Origin of the sequence: Chryseobacterium sp. (genome assembly GCF_045629545.1) — a bacterium.
In the GTDB taxonomy this organism is placed as follows: Bacteria; Bacteroidota; Bacteroidia; order Flavobacteriales; family Weeksellaceae; genus Chryseobacterium.
Genome location: NZ_JAZQRK010000012.1, coordinates 80,863 through 94,674, shown reverse-complemented (window position 1 = coordinate 94,674; position 13,812 = coordinate 80,863). Strand labels below are relative to the sequence as shown.

Sequence of the window (13,812 nt, the reverse complement as noted above, 5' to 3'; positions counted from 1 at the left end):
TGTTGTTAACGAGAATTATTAAGAAAATGAATAATTTTAATTAAACTAGAAAAGCTAGTGAAAATACATGAATAATTGTCATGCAAATTTTCAATTGAATATTATAAGTAAGACCATAATATTGCTCTAATTTTGCATTGTTAATTTAGGTATAATGAAAAAAATAATATATGGTCTGTTCTTTGGCGATAGTATTACTTACGGAGAATATGATGGTGTTTTTGGTGGTTGGGTAGATATTCTAAAAAGATATGCACTGCAAAATTTCCCAGAAAGTAATAATGAGTTGATCCTTTTTAATCTAGGGATTGGTGGAGAAACTTCAGCCGACTTTCTAAAGAGAATAAATCCAGAAATGTCTGCTAGAAATTCTGCAGAAAAAAATGTAATTTTCCTAGGATACGGAGCCAACGATTTGGCGATGAAAGAAGGTGCGTTCTTGGTAAATGAAGAAGATTTTAAGAAGAATATGAGTGAAGCTGTAGCAAGAGCACAGTTATTTTCTAATGATATTTTTTTAGTTAACATTTTACCCTTTTCTAAGTATATTGATGGAGTAGAATCTCCCAATGGAAAGCTGAGAACTAATGAAAACGTGCTTATTTATAATCAAATTTTAGAAGATATTGCTACTGAATATTCAATTGGATTTGTTGATTTTTATTCTGCGTTGTGCGAAAATAAAGAAATTTTTTTATCAAAAGATGGCGTACATCCCAATGAAAAAGGATATGAAGCTATGGCATATATATTGAAACCCCTTATGGATAAATTTATTAGAATGACTTTGTAATTTTTTTTAGTTTAAAATAAATATTTTTTATAAACAAAAACGCCTACGACTACTGCTAATACAGACATTAGGGTAACAGCGCCTGCACAAATATCTTTAATGAAACCAATCCTTTTATCATAATCAGGTTGCACATAATCACACAGTTTCTCTATTGCTGTATTGAAAATTTCTGCGATCAGGACTAAAAAACAAACTGATAGAATGGCAATTACATCGAGAGTTTTTACGGGTAAAATGCCCATCATCATACAATTTACAACCAAAGCACAGGCATGAATCTGAAAATTTCTTTCAGATTTTATAATCATCCAAAGTCCTCTGGATGCGTTGAAAAAGCTTATGTGGATTGGAGGTTTTCTCATGGTGCTATTCCTATTTAGTAAAGATTTTTATTTCAAATAGTGTAAAATTGTGCAAAAAAAATGACTTGTTGTTAATAACTATACGTAAAATTTATAAAAATCTACATTCTATTTATTATATTTGTAGAAACTTATTTTTAAATCTATGAAATTTATTATTTCAAGTGGAGAACTACAGAAAGCACTGCAAACTGTAAGCGGAGTAATATCGAGCTCACAATCGAGACCAATTTTGGAGAATTATCTTTTTGAACTCAATCTCAATAATGTTACCATTACAGCGTCTGATGGAGAAACCACTCTTGTGACTTCTTTGGATGTAAAATCCGACGATTCTGGTAGATTTGCTGTTCCTGCTAAGATTTTTCAGGATTTTATAAAAACATATGGCGAACAACCACTTACATTTCTTGTAAAAGATAATGCGGAGGGTAATGGTAGTCAGTTGGAAATTTTAGACGAAAAAGATAATTTTGCAGTTGCTCTAGATAATGAGGAAGACTATCCAGAATTACCAGAATTTGATGCAGCGCAAACGGTTACAATGCCAGCGGGTGTACTTTCTGAAGCACTTACCAATACACTTTTTGCTACAAGTAACGATTCTTTGCGTCCTGTGATGACGGGTGTACTTTTCCAATTTGGTGAAAATGAAACCAACTTTGTCTCCACAGACTCTCATCGTTTGGTGGTTTACAAGAGAAAAGATTTGGTCAATCCTGAACCTATGGAGTTTATCATGCCGAAAAAGCCTTTAAATATTTTCAAAAATATTTTAGCAAGTTCCAATGAAGATATTAGGATAGACTTCAATGATAATATGGCTAAATTTACTTTTGGTAAACATATTTGGATCTGTAGATTGATTGATGGTAAATATCCCAATTATACTGCGGTAATCCCGAAAGATAATCCCAATGTTCTTACAATCAACAGAACCTTGCTTTTAGGCGCGATCAAGAGAGCTTCTATCATGTCCAACAAGTCTACCAACCAAGTAAGATTTAGGCTTTCTGCCAATATTCTACATCTTCATGCTGAAGATACTGAGTATGCCAATAAAGCAGATATGCAAATCCCATGCGACTATAATGGCGATGATATCAACATCGGTTTTAGTTCAAAATTCTTAACGGAAATGCTTACTATTCTTTCTGCTGATGATATTACCATGAAAATGTCCCAACCCAACAGACCTGGTATTATTGAGCCATTAGACGGATTAGAAGAAAACGAAAATATCTTGATGTTATCTATGCCTGTAATTGGATTGTAATATTGATTTTTATTCTATATAAAAGAAGAGAGACTTTAGCAATAAGGTCTCTCTTTTTTAATTGTTTTAAATGAGTGATGAATTACCTTTCAGTAATCGGTTTCCTAAAAGTAACTCATAGTACCTAGCCGATACTAAGATTGTAGCTTTGGTTTATAATTAATGAAAATAGTAAATCATGACTACAACAATTTTAATCGCCCAATCTTATGGTGCAGCAGATAAAGTATTAGAGTTTCATACCCAAGAATTACCAGTATTGCAGAGTGGGATGGCAAGAATAAAAGTGAAATCTGCAGGCATCAACCCAATAGATGCTAGAAGAATGACTGGCGAATTCAGACATGGTAGTATGCCACAAACATTTGGAACTGAGTTTGCTGGAGAAATTTTAGAATTATCAGGAAATTCTACGTTTTTCAAAATTGGAGATGCTGTTTTAGGATCTGGTGGTGGTTTTACTCATGCTACCGTTATAGATGTTCCTGTAACCAATCTTATTCATAAACCAGAATCTATGAGTTGGGATGTCGCAGGAACTCTTGCAGGAGTTTCTCAGACAGCTTCTACGATATTAGACGAAATTGGTCCTATAAAATCTCTCCTTATTCATGGTGCCTCTGGTGGTGTAGGTTCTATCACAATACAACTTGCTAAAGAAAGAGGTATCGATGTTGTAGCAACAGCCTCTACAAAAAACCAAGATTATTTACAAAAATTGGGAGCTAAAGCAGTGGTATATGGTGATGGTTTGGTAAGTAGACTAAAAAATGTACATCCAGAACTATTTGATGCTTCTATCGATATGTCGGGTACCGAAGAAGCAACGCAAGCTTCTTTACAAACTGTAAAAGAAGATGGTTTTATTGGTACTATTGCCGGAAAGCCAGTTTCTTCCCCACGTGTGCAAGCAGTTTGGGTAAAAAGAAATGTAAATAATCTAAAACATGTAGTAGAGCGAGTTGCAGATGGTACTTTTTCTTGGGAGGTAGACCAAGTATTCCGTTTTGAAGAGGCAAGCAAGGCGTATGCTTATATTTTGGATGGGCACACAAGAGGTAAAAATGCGCTTCAGTTTTAATACATTTTTTATTTAAGTTCATTTAAATAATATTTAATATGAGTCAAAATGCTATTATTACGAGCGTAGAAGGCGGTTAGGGAGAAAACCCGGCACTTGAATTTGCACAACTGGGTTATCAAGTATTTGGGGAGGCTACAAAAGCTGAACAGATTGTTAGTCTAGAACGGAAATCTATAGTAAAAGTAAAATTATTGCTTTAATTTTTTTTTTTAAATCGAAGAAATTGTAAATTTTTCTTGTTAAATTGGTGATATTAAAGATGGAATACTTAATATTCTAGGTACTATGCCGGAATTTTAACGTATAGACCACTAAAAGTCTTAAAACATGAGGAACTTTTGAGTGAATTTGAAGTGAACACATTCAGAGTTTTTTCACGTTCTAATGTAATGAATCCTAATTTATAATCAGCAAAAAATAGAATTGTACACATCGGTATAGTAAGTGTAGATTTTCCAAGTCCATTTAACGGTTTTTCAGCAGCAAATAAAGCCGCAACAGAAGCTTTAATGACTGTTTATCGTACAGAGTTAGCTTTATTTGGATAGATGTAACGATAGTTGCACCAGGAAATATGCATACTAGCGGACCCGAAAAAAATGCTGCTGTTATAGAAATAGTAAGCAAATCCTTTAATGAAAAGCTATCTAAAAACTATAAAGAGGCCTTCCAGAATTTTGCAGAAAGAATAAATTCTGGACAATCTCATGCTTTAGATGCAGATGTTGCAGCGAAGCAAAATATTGATATTTCTTTACAAAATCCTGCAACCATAACAGCTGCAGTAGGAGAGAATGATAAAGAATTGCTAGGATACATCAAAAATTCTACTCTAAAGCAACAAGCTGAAATGTGTTTGAAAACACTACAAAACTAATTTTAATTTTAAAATAAAAAAAAGATGGAAACTTTCATCAATCCTAATGATCTATCAGGCAATAGAAATGCACAAGCATTGCTAGATTAGTAGGATGCCATGATCAACAAAACAGAACCTCTAAAGGCAATAAGACAATATATTGTCCCAGAATACATATAGCACAATCCCTATTTGTCCACAGGAGAAGATGGCACAGGATTGGCTTTTGAAGACCGACTGAATAATTTTCCCAATATGAGTGTAGAAGTTTACCAAATAATAGCAATAGATAATTACGTTTGGGTACACGTAAAGTTTAAAAATTTTTATTCTAATAATGTTGCCGATTTGGGTGTAGCGGGAGTAGATATTTTTAAGTTTAATGAAGAAGGGAAAATTACAGATCATTGAGATGTTCTACTATCTGTATCAGAAGTGGAAAACTTAGCCAACCAAAATGGTATGTTTTAAACTCATTATTTAAATTAAAATACAATGGGAAAATATTACAATAAAACATGAAAAATCTCAAGATAGCGGAAGATTTTTGGCGTACTATGATGGTGTAGAAGCAGGCTACATTAAGTACAAATGGATGGAAAACGGAAACTTCAATGCCAATGGAACTTTGGTTTATGAAGAATTTCGCGATAAAAAAATCGGAAGACCTTTGTATGATACCTTGCTCAATTTTGCTCGAGAAAAAGGTGTGAAAATTTATCCTACTTGTCCTTATGTTGTGAAATTAATGCTGAGAGATACATCTGTACATGATCTTTTGGATGATGATTTCAAAAAGGAAAATGGATTATAGATTAAGTTTTACTTTTAATTTTAAAACAAAAAAACGGGCAATAATACCCGTTTTTTTTGTTTATTGTTATAAAGTTTCTTTCAACCACTCAAAGAATTCTCTTTGCCAAACCAATCCGTTTTGAGGATTCAGTACCCAGTGATTTTCGTTCGGGAAGTAAACCAATTTACTTTTTAAACCTTTTAGTTGTGCCGCCTGAAATGCTTCCTGACCTTGCTCATAAGGAACACGGAAATCTATTCCACCTTGAACAATCATGATAGGTTTGTTCCATTTTTCAACAAAATTGATTGGGTTAAAGTCTGTATATGCCTTTGGTAAAGGTTTTTCCCACGGAGAACCCAAATCCCAATTGGCAAACCAAAGTTCTTCTGTAGTAAGGTACCAAGATTTCATATCAAAAAGTCCATCGTGTGCAATGAAGGTTTTGAATCTATTTTCATGTACACCAGCTAACATAAATACACTGTAACCACCATAACTTGCTCCTACAGCACCTACACGATCTGCATCTACGTACGGTAACGTTTTAGCATAGTCGGTAGCCGAAAGATAATCTTTTATAGGTTGTCCGCCCCAATCTTTAGAGATCGCTTCGTTCCATTCGGTTCCCCATCCTGGCATGCCTCTACGGTTTGGTGCAACTACGATATAACCGTTTGCAGCCATCAAAGCAAAGTTCCATCTTGTGCTGAAATATTGAGTAAGGGCAGATTGCGGTCCACCTTGGCAATATACCAATGTTGGATATTTTTTTGAGGGATCAAAGTTGGGTGGATAATGAAACCAAACACCCATTTCTTTACCATCTGTAGTTTTTATCATTTTTAGCTCAGATTTCCCTTGCGCCAAATTGGTATAAGCTTCTTTGTTGACATCGGTTACCTGCTTCATATCACCATTTTTTGGTGTTACAGAGAAAATTTCTGCAGCATGGTTAATATCTGTTCTTGAAACCAAAATAGAATTTTTGATATCCGCAAAAATCTCATTCACATCAAAGTTTCCTTTGGTAATTTGCTGTACTTTAGACGTTTTAGAATCTAATGAAAACAATTGCTTGGTTCCTCTGTATGCAGCAGTAAAGTAAATGGTTTTAGAGTCTGTAGCCCACAATACATCACCTGTAACACTTTCGTCCCAAGATTGAGTAAGATTGGAGATTTTTCCAGATTTCCAATCCATGATTTTGATATCATTTTTATCTGCTTCATATCCATCTCTTTTCATACTTTGCCAAAGCAAAGATTTCCCATCTGCACTAAATTTAGGATTGTTGTCGTACCCTTTATTAGCTTCGGTTAAATTTTTGGTAGTACCAGAAGCTATATCATACGCGAAAATATCTGTATTGGTACTGGTAGAATATTCTTTACCACTATTTGGCTTGGTAACATAAAGAAGTTGAGTAGAATCTGGGCTCCAAACAAAATCTTCAGCACCACCAAAAGGACGTTGTGGTGAATCCCAAGCTTTGCCATCTAGTAAGTCTTTAGCAGATGAAATAGCATCTGAAACTTGAAGTACGAATACGTGGTTGTATTTTCCTTCGTTGTAATAATCCCAGTGTCTATGGTTAAGATCTGTATACACTTGTGCAGTAGTTTTTGGCGTATCTGCATATTTGTCTTTCCCCATTAGTTTCTCTACCAAAACTTGTTTGCTGAAAGCAATTTTTTTACCATCTGGTGAGATTACAATATTGTCTACTTCACCAATGGCGTAGAAATTTGTCCAAGTTTTTCCAGAATCTTTAGAAACATAAATAACGTCTCCTTCTTGTGCATACAGACCATTTTTATCCCATTGTATAAGGGATTTTTTGCCTAAATCTATTTTGGAAGCTTGGTTGTTGATGGCATTTAGAAAGTAACTTTCGCTGTTGGTTTTCTCTGTTTTCAGATCTACTTGTCCTACTTTATAGATTAAAGAAGATTGATCTGGAGAAACTGCTTGTACACCTACTTTTTTTAAGGTCCAAAGAATTTCCGGCGTCATGAGTTGTTGTGCATTCATCAAAAAAGGAGCTGCCAATGCTAGCAAACTATATTTAAGTTTCATAAATTTCTTGTTTAAGTCTTAAGAGTTCAAAGTTAGGATTAATATTAAAATAATAAAACAGTTATTCTTTAAGTTTAAACATAAAAAAATCGCCAACAATAATTGCTGGCGATTGATGTATGTAAGGAATGATAAAATTTATTTTTCGTCCGAAAACATAGAGTTTGCTAGGGAAGTAACCACTGATAATCCTATACTGAAAATAAATGCCCAAAGGAAACCATCTACTTCCATACCTTCTATGAAATAGTCTGCCATAAGAATTATAATGGCATTGATCACTAAAGAAAATAATCCTAAAGTAATAATGGTCAGCGGTAATCCCAAAATACTAAGAATTGGTTTTACAATCAGGTTCAAAATACCCAAAACAATTGCGAAAATAATAGCTGCTCCGAAATCATTCAGATGAACTCCAGGCAAAATTTTGGTTAATAAAAAAGCGACAACCGCAGTGATTAGCAAGCGAATAATAAGATTCATAGTATAATTTTTAAGTGAGCTACAAATGTAACAAAAGCTATTCCAAATCTTTGGAGATATCCATTAAATTTGGATTTCTTTTTAGAAAATTATTTTATTTTCATCATCGTTACCAAAGAAGTAGCCACATGATTTTCTACTAAAGTTTCTTCATGTAAAGTGTATATTTCGGTCCGAATAACACTTATTTTATTTCCTCCTTTCACCACATACGATTTGGAAATCAGGGCATCACCTAATGCGGGACGAAGATAATTAACCTTGAGTTCCACTGTTACTACATAGCAATCTTCTGGGTAATGGCTTACCGCTGCATAGCCGGACGAAGCATCTACAAGTGAAGCAATCATAGCACCATTGAACATACCTGCTGTACGCATCATAATATTCATTTTTGGGACTTTTATAGAAATGAAGTCGATGTCTAGCTCCACTAATTCTGCATTATAAAAACGCAAAGCTTCGGATCTATTAAAGCTTTTCACCATCGTTGCTCTTTTTTCTTCTGTCATAATTATTGTAATTTAAGCAAATTTAAAATTTAATTATCCTTTAAATTTTAAGCTGAAGTTAAAAAAAAAATTCCTTCAAAGATGAAGGAATTGTATGTTGTAAATAAGTTATTTAAACTGGGTTGGATAATATCAGGGTTGATGGTATGTCTGCAAGCCAATAACTTTTAGTGTCGATAAGGTTTCTCCAAGATTTGTTACTTATAAGCATTAGATCTTGAGAATTCAGAAAGTCTTTTTCAATTTTTTTCTCATTGTGGAAAGTAATATGGTTGGGTGCTACATGCTGTATGCTTCTTATAAGTTCTTTGATTTCGATATTGTTTTTAATTTTTCCTGCAACATCTACAATGACAATCTGAGAATCGTTATTGTTGATCAGTCTTTTGGCGTATTCGAAAAGGTAAAAATCATTTAAATAAAAAATAGGAATAAAGATTTTATCTACCTTAGCAAAGTTTTTTTCAACCAAAACTCCAACAGGAATATTTGTTTTATCTAATATTTGAAGTGTAAAATCGTCAAATGGAGAGTTATTGAAGATATTGCTTTTGCCTTTTACGGTATTTAATAATTTTTCGGGATTAATTATTTTAGTTGTAAACCCAAATAATCTTCCCAACAAACTGCCTTCATACATAGATTTTCCTAGCATAATAAGGAGTAAATCGTAATTCCCTTTGTTGGATATATTGGTAAGATCGCTTTCTATATCTGTGGAAGCTTTGAAAAGTGTGACAACTTCGACTTGCAGTTCTTGTGATGTTTCTATCACATTTTTAAATTGATCATTTTCAAATCCTTCAATTTCATAAGTATGTACTTCATCTATTGAGGCAATATTCATAGCTGTAATGCTCTTATTACCGTTCATTTTATGCGTAAATGCATTGGCAAGTCTAAGCAAAATACTACCAGATTCTGGATTATCAAATGAGAGTAGCAATCTGTATTTCGAGTCGTTTTCTCCATTATCTTCATCTTTTTTAGATTTAAAAATAAAATTTATAAGATCTAGCGCAGGTCCCGTCATAAATGTAGTGAACAATGCCATTATGACCATCATAGCAAATATTTGTGGACTCAACACGCCAAGATCATACCCTATATTCAATACAATAAGTTCCATCAAACCTCTAGTGTTCATTAGCGCTCCAATAGTAAGGCTATCTTTCCAATTGATCCCCAAAAACTTCGCAGCTAAAGCACTTCCTGCAAATTTACCTACCACGGCTATAATAATGATCAATAATGCAGTAACCCAAAGATGTCCTTCATTTAGCAGCCCAATTTGCGTGCGGAGGCCAGTAAATACAAAGAATAAGGGAAGCAAAAGAACCAAAGCTACATCTTCTACTTTATCTATAAATAAGGTTCTGAATTTTGCATTTTCGGGCATAATAGCTCCAGCCATAAAAGCTCCGAATAGAGCATGTATACCAATAACCTCCGTTGCATAAGCAGAAATAATAAGAGTAAGGAAAAATATTGCTACCATTGGTTTGCTAATAGAACTTTTGCCTGATTGCAAATCGCCAATTCTTTTCAGAAAAGGGCGTACTATCTTTATCATTAAAAATACATACGCAATTGCCATGATGATGACGTAGATAGAACTTGTGAATGAGCCTGCTTTTACAATAGCAATTACTGCTGCCAAAATACACCAAGCGGTAATATCATCTGCTGCTGCACAGGTAATAACAATCGTGCCCAATTTTGTTTTTTGGAGATTTCTTTCTTGTACTATACGCGCAAGCACAGGAAAAGCAGTAATACTCATTGCAATTGCGATGAATAGGGCGAAAGATATAAATTGAACACCATCAGGAGCAAATTCTTGATAAATAAAATAGGAAAGACCAATCCCAAGTGCAAAAGGAAAAATAATACTTGCATGACTTATCACCACCGCATCATGTGCTTTTTTTCTTAAAACACTCAAATCTAGTTCCATTCCTACGATGTACATGAAAAGTATCAATCCAATTTGACTTAAAAATTGCTGATTACCCAAAGATTCTTTAGGAAATAATAGGGTAGAAAATTCTGGAAAATGCATCCCAATAAGTGAAGGACCTAGTATAATACCCGCTACCATTTCGCCGATTACAGAGGGTTGCTTTATTTTAATACAAACCCATCCTAGAAGCCTAGCTGAAAATATAATGGTAACAATCTGAGCCAATAATATTGCTAAAGGATGATGGAGATTGGTCTTAAATGATTCTAAAAAATTGTCCCAAGTAGTGTCTGTAATCGTTTTTGTAATGATGCTGCTTTTGTCTTCTAAAGTTTGTCCTTGTATCAAAAACCAATAGATTAAACAAGAAAAAAGCGCAATAGTTGCGATATAAAAAATAATATTTTTGTATTTCCCCCAGTTCATAATTCCTTTATTTTGATTGTAAATTTCTTAAGAAAAAAGAGATGTAGAAAATTTCGATTCTTCAAATGTAACCAAAGTTTGAAATTATGTAACAAAAATTATTTATAAGCTTTCAAATGCCTTTTGTAACGAACTTCTATAAGCGTCACCAATCTGAATTTTTCTGAAATAATCTTTATTAATGGGTAATGTAGTAATGATTTCTTGATGCGAAAATACTTTTATACAACATAATGCGATAATCTCTTTTTTATTGACTTGTATCCAACGATGAGGTGACAAAAGATCCATCAGTGTTTTAAAACTAATGTTTTTTAGGATAAGTGTGGTGTTATCTCTAAGGAGGATTTCTTTATCTCGGCTATCTATTTCAGAAGTTTTTATATAAACTATTTGGTCTGTAATAATAGTCGTTTTGCCGAAATTGGTATTGAGCTCTATATAATCTTGTTTTTGAGAAGGAGTATTTATAAGTTTTATTTTTTCAAATGCCTGCTGTAACCTTTCTATCTTGATGGGTTTTCTTACATAGTCTACTACATTGAGGTCGTAAGCTTCTGCAGCATATTCTTTGTAGGCAGTTGTAAATATAATTTTCTTAGAACTAGAAAACAATTCTGCCACTTGTAGACCAGTCATTCCTGGCATTTCTATATCCAAGATGCAAACATCAAAATCAAGCTTATCGATTTCTTTTACAAAAACCAAAGGATTATTGAAAACTTTCACCACTGCTATATTATCTATCTGTTCACACAATAGTTTTAGATAGCTTAAGGCTAAAAGTTCATCATCTAAAATAACGCACTTGATCGTAGTACTCACCCAAATTTATTTTTAATTCTGCGGTGAAGATACCATTTTTAGGAATTCTTTTAAGCTCGTAATGATTGCCATAAATCATTTTTAATCTTTGCTCTAATGATTGGCTTCCAAAACCACTATTTTCTTTTTCAAGAATATTTTTTTTAGAGGCCTTATTGCTCACTTTCAAAGTAAAAATTCTGTTTTCTAACTCAAAACTAATTGCTATAAAAGAATCTTGTGCCAAAAAGTCGGTGTGTTTGAAAGCATTTTCTATAAGATCTACGCAAAGTAAGGGAGCGAAAATTTTGAGATCGTAAGTAGCATCTGACTTATCAATTCTAGATTTACTTCTGAAATCAAAAAGCGGATTTATTTTTATTTTGTTGATTTCTATTAAACTTAAAGCAAAATTGAGTTCCTCTTTTGGACTTACAAATTTATCATTGCTTTCGTACAAAATATAATCTAATACGTTGGCTAATTTATCCAAAGAACTATATGTTTGATAGGCATGAGACTGCACAGAATTTAGTATATTCTTGAAGAGATGCGGATTGAGTTTGTTGCCAATGTGTTCTAGCTGAACCTCATTCAGTCTTTGCTCAATCAGTCTATTACTATCGGTAATTTGCTTATTGTTGTTCCTTAATTTTTTATTTTGTGCTAAAATGAAAAAAATAATTATGACCAAAAAAAGAAAAGCAAATACTGCTATGGAAATCAAATAATCATGAATCATGTAGTAATTGCTTTCCATTTGTTTTATTTTATTTTGGTAAGTTGATTAAGATTTGCATTGTCAGCACATTTCTCAAAAGTAACTTCGTATCTTGGATTTTTTTCTGGGTAAGAAATCAAATAACTTGGGCAGGGCTTTTTCTGAGCATTACTTCTATCAAAATCTATTTTCCCGTTGGTAAAAATGCTGTCCTTCAAGAATTTTTCATCTATTTTTAGCGCATTCATTTCTGCCGTGAATTGTTCTGAATAAGAAAAATCTTTGGATAAAGTTTCTGCAATGACACGACTATTGGGAAGATATCCAGAACAGCTAGCTCCTTTTTTATTAAGCACAATAAATACAATAATAAGCCCAGGAATAAGCCCGAGAAGGTAAAATTTAATTTTTTTCATTAGAAAAGTAAAAGATTGATATCATGATAGGTAAGTCCAAAACGATCGCAAACTACCTTTTTGGTATGTCTGCCTTTGTACATATAAAGACTTTGTTTCATCTCGTTATTACGAAGAAGCATATTCTCGAATCCATCTTCTGCATCATATCCTAAAATGTAAGATAAAAAGAAATTGGAAATGGCCTTTGTGGTAGTTCTAGGCATTTTTGAAGTAAGGTTGGGAAGTGCACAATGGATAACACCATGTTTGATGATATAAGGATCGTCCATTGTAGTAAGTTCAGAGGTCTCTACCGCTTTTCCGTTATCTATTGCAATATCTATGATGACGCTTCCTTTCTTCATCTTCATTACCATCTCTTCTGTAACAATGGGCTGCATATTTATACCTGGCATTGCCGCTATTACGACATCTGCACGTCTTAAGCATTTTGTAAGTTCTTTAGGATCTATCATAGAAGTTGGTACTCTGCCATCTACGATAGTGTGAAGTCTTCTTAGTTTTGAAAGAGAATTATCAAAAACTTTTACACTAGCGCCTAGACCAATTGCGGCTTTTGTTGCAAATTCTCCTACAATGCCCGCGCCTATAATTACTACCTCAGCTGGTCTTACACCTGTAATTCCTCCTAACATTAATCCATTAGATAATGCTAATAATTCTGATGCGTAAAGGATAGACACAGTACCAGCAATTTCTCCTACTAATCTTACTAAAGCCAATTGTTTGTATTCGTCTGCAATAAATTCAAAGGCAATGGCGTTGATCTTCTTTTCGGCTAATTTCTGAAAATAGCATTTTTCTCTAAGATTAATCTGTAATGCTGATACAAGATAAGAATTGGGCTTCATTAGCTCGATTTCTTCATCAGTAGGAGGATTTATTTTTAAGATTAAATCTTGTGCAAAGGCTTCAGTAGGGTTGTTGGTAATCCTAGCGCCCGATTCTGAGTATTGCAAATCTGTAAAGAAAGATCCATTTCCTGCGCCCGCTTCTACAATGATCTCGTGGCCATGTTGTACCAAAACTTGTACCGCATCTGGCGTAATACAAGTACGCCTCTCATTAAGACAGGTTTCTTTGGGGATACCGATGCTAAATTGTTTTCCTTTTTTTATCACCTCTAATTTTTCTTCCTGAGGAATTAATTGTTCCTCTGAAAAAGGAGTGAAAATATTTGTAGTACTCATACTAAATTCAATTGTTGCTTACAGAAAAATAAAATTTCTAGG

Annotated in this window: 15 protein-coding genes; 6 read left to right on the top strand and 9 right to left on the bottom strand. The window is 33.5% G+C overall.

The window, feature by feature from the left end; translation table 11 throughout:
* The first annotated feature begins 154 nt into the window (after nt 1-154).
* On the top strand, nt 155-793 hold the full coding sequence (locus tag ACKI42_RS03045; RefSeq protein ID WP_407402326.1) for an SGNH/GDSL hydrolase family protein: 639 nt from the start codon (nt 155-157) through the stop codon (nt 791-793).
* Nucleotides 794-804: 11 nt separating this feature from the next.
* Here the strand turns inward: ACKI42_RS03045 and ACKI42_RS03040 are convergent, their stop codons facing one another.
* A complete protein-coding gene (locus ACKI42_RS03040) occupies nt 805-1,158 on the bottom strand; it encodes a diacylglycerol kinase family protein (RefSeq protein WP_407402324.1) in 354 nt (117 codons plus the stop codon).
* 145 nt (nt 1,159-1,303) lie between these two features.
* On the opposite strand from ACKI42_RS03040, the gene dnaN reads away from it, so the two are divergent.
* The 5 genes from dnaN (at nt 1,304) to ACKI42_RS03015 (ending at nt 5,191) form a co-directional block, all read left to right on the top strand.
* A complete protein-coding gene (gene dnaN, locus ACKI42_RS03035) occupies nt 1,304-2,434 on the top strand; it encodes a DNA polymerase III subunit beta (RefSeq protein WP_407402322.1) in 1,131 nt (376 codons plus the stop codon).
* A 178-nt stretch (nt 2,435-2,612) separates the two neighbouring features.
* On the top strand, nt 2,613-3,515 hold the full coding sequence (locus tag ACKI42_RS03030) for an NADP-dependent oxidoreductase (protein ID WP_407402320.1): 903 nt from the start codon (nt 2,613-2,615) through the stop codon (nt 3,513-3,515).
* Between the two features lie 577 nt (nt 3,516-4,092).
* The gene (locus ACKI42_RS03025; protein WP_407402318.1) at nt 4,093-4,395 is read left to right on the top strand and encodes a hypothetical protein; all 303 of its coding nucleotides are present in this window, start codon (nt 4,093-4,095) and stop codon (nt 4,393-4,395) included.
* Between the two features lie 174 nt (nt 4,396-4,569).
* Nucleotides 4,570-4,788 (top strand): hypothetical protein, encoded by a 219-nt coding sequence (locus ACKI42_RS03020; protein WP_407402316.1) that lies wholly within the window; start codon nt 4,570-4,572, stop codon nt 4,786-4,788.
* A 73-nt stretch (nt 4,789-4,861) separates the two neighbouring features.
* Entirely contained in the window at nt 4,862-5,191 is a 330-nt protein-coding gene (locus ACKI42_RS03015) for a GNAT family N-acetyltransferase (RefSeq protein ID WP_407402390.1), read from the top strand.
* Nucleotides 5,192-5,257: 66 nt separating this feature from the next.
* Here the strand turns inward: ACKI42_RS03015 and ACKI42_RS03010 are convergent, their stop codons facing one another.
* The 8 genes from ACKI42_RS03010 to ACKI42_RS02975 form a co-directional block, all read right to left on the bottom strand.
* Entirely contained in the window at nt 5,258-7,252 is a 1,995-nt protein-coding gene (locus tag ACKI42_RS03010; protein ID WP_407402314.1) for a prolyl oligopeptidase family serine peptidase, read from the bottom strand.
* Nucleotides 7,253-7,390: 138 nt separating this feature from the next.
* Nucleotides 7,391-7,735 carry a phage holin family protein gene (locus tag ACKI42_RS03005; RefSeq protein WP_407402312.1) on the bottom strand — a complete coding sequence of 115 codons (345 nt, stop codon included), beginning with the start codon at nt 7,733-7,735 and terminating at the stop codon, nt 7,391-7,393.
* Nucleotides 7,736-7,824: 89 nt separating this feature from the next.
* On the bottom strand, nt 7,825-8,247 hold the full coding sequence (locus ACKI42_RS03000; protein ID WP_407402310.1) for a PaaI family thioesterase: 423 nt from the start codon (nt 8,245-8,247) through the stop codon (nt 7,825-7,827).
* A gap of 112 nt (nt 8,248-8,359) precedes the next feature.
* Entirely contained in the window at nt 8,360-10,636 is a 2,277-nt protein-coding gene (locus ACKI42_RS02995; RefSeq protein WP_407402308.1) for a cation:proton antiporter, read from the bottom strand.
* 102 nt (nt 10,637-10,738) lie between these two features.
* Entirely contained in the window at nt 10,739-11,461 is a 723-nt protein-coding gene (locus tag ACKI42_RS02990) for a LytR/AlgR family response regulator transcription factor (RefSeq protein WP_407402306.1), read from the bottom strand.
* Nucleotides 11,427-12,200: a sensor histidine kinase gene (locus tag ACKI42_RS02985; RefSeq protein WP_407402304.1), complete on the bottom strand. Its 774-nt coding sequence runs from the start codon at nt 12,198-12,200 to the stop codon at nt 11,427-11,429. The genes ACKI42_RS02990 and ACKI42_RS02985 overlap by 35 nt, the downstream gene beginning before the upstream one ends.
* A 5-nt stretch (nt 12,201-12,205) precedes the next feature.
* Nucleotides 12,206-12,577: a hypothetical protein gene (locus ACKI42_RS02980; RefSeq protein ID WP_407402302.1), complete on the bottom strand. Its 372-nt coding sequence runs from the start codon at nt 12,575-12,577 to the stop codon at nt 12,206-12,208.
* Entirely contained in the window at nt 12,577-13,770 is a 1,194-nt protein-coding gene (locus tag ACKI42_RS02975) for an alanine dehydrogenase (protein ID WP_407402300.1), read from the bottom strand. The genes ACKI42_RS02980 and ACKI42_RS02975 overlap by 1 nt, the downstream gene beginning before the upstream one ends.
* Nucleotides 13,771-13,812 lie beyond the last annotated feature (42 nt).

Coding starts and splice junctions, on each gene's coding strand:
- ACKI42_RS02975 (WP_407402300.1), bottom strand. CDS start 13,770: ATGAGTACTACAAATATTTTCACTCCTTTTTCAGAGGAACAATTAATT.
- ACKI42_RS03005 (WP_407402312.1), bottom strand. CDS start 7,735: ATGAATCTTATTATTCGCTTGCTAATCACTGCGGTTGTCGCTTTTTTA.
- dnaN (WP_407402322.1), top strand. CDS start 1,304: ATGAAATTTATTATTTCAAGTGGAGAACTACAGAAAGCACTGCAAACT.
- ACKI42_RS03010 (WP_407402314.1), bottom strand. CDS start 7,252: ATGAAACTTAAATATAGTTTGCTAGCATTGGCAGCTCCTTTTTTGATG.
- ACKI42_RS03030 (WP_407402320.1), top strand. CDS start 2,613: ATGACTACAACAATTTTAATCGCCCAATCTTATGGTGCAGCAGATAAA.
- ACKI42_RS02980 (WP_407402302.1), bottom strand. CDS start 12,577: ATGAAAAAAATTAAATTTTACCTTCTCGGGCTTATTCCTGGGCTTATT.
- ACKI42_RS03045 (WP_407402326.1), top strand. CDS start 155: ATGAAAAAAATAATATATGGTCTGTTCTTTGGCGATAGTATTACTTAC.
- ACKI42_RS03040 (WP_407402324.1), bottom strand. CDS start 1,158: ATGAGAAAACCTCCAATCCACATAAGCTTTTTCAACGCATCCAGAGGA.
- ACKI42_RS02985 (WP_407402304.1), bottom strand. CDS start 12,200: ATGGAAAGCAATTACTACATGATTCATGATTATTTGATTTCCATAGCA.
- ACKI42_RS03000 (WP_407402310.1), bottom strand. CDS start 8,247: ATGACAGAAGAAAAAAGAGCAACGATGGTGAAAAGCTTTAATAGATCC.
- ACKI42_RS03025 (WP_407402318.1), top strand. CDS start 4,093: ATGCATACTAGCGGACCCGAAAAAAATGCTGCTGTTATAGAAATAGTA.
- ACKI42_RS02995 (WP_407402308.1), bottom strand. CDS start 10,636: ATGAACTGGGGGAAATACAAAAATATTATTTTTTATATCGCAACTATT.